Origin of the sequence: Vogesella mureinivorans (assembly GCF_007644035.1) — a bacterium.
In the GTDB taxonomy this organism is placed as follows: domain Bacteria; phylum Pseudomonadota; class Gammaproteobacteria; order Burkholderiales; family Chromobacteriaceae; genus Vogesella; species Vogesella mureinivorans.
On sequence record NZ_VMTV02000732.1, the window covers coordinates 1 to 256 of the forward strand.

The window sequence follows — 256 nt, forward strand, 5'->3', positions numbered from 1 at the left end:
GTTGCAAATAAACATCCGTAAAACTTTTGGTGGAGTCAAGGAGGATCGAACTCCTGACCTCTACAATGCCATTGTAGCGCTCTACCAACTGAGCTATGACCCCCAGTCTGTGTGAGCGCAATATTAGGGATATTGCGCCTTCACGTCAACAGAAAAATGAATTAAGCTTCTTCGATTGCATCATTTTTCGGCAATTTGATGCTTTCGTTTAGTTTTTCCCAAACTTTTGCTTCTTTTTTACTCGGACCACCCACAA

At 42.2% G+C, this 256-nt stretch carries 1 tRNA gene; it reads right to left on the reverse strand.

Going from position 1 to position 256, the window contains the following annotated elements:
• Positions 1–27: 27 nt before the first annotated feature.
• Positions 28–103: transfer RNA gene (locus tag FLQ44_RS17965), tRNA-Ala, on the reverse strand.
• Positions 104–256: the final 153 nt, after the last annotated feature.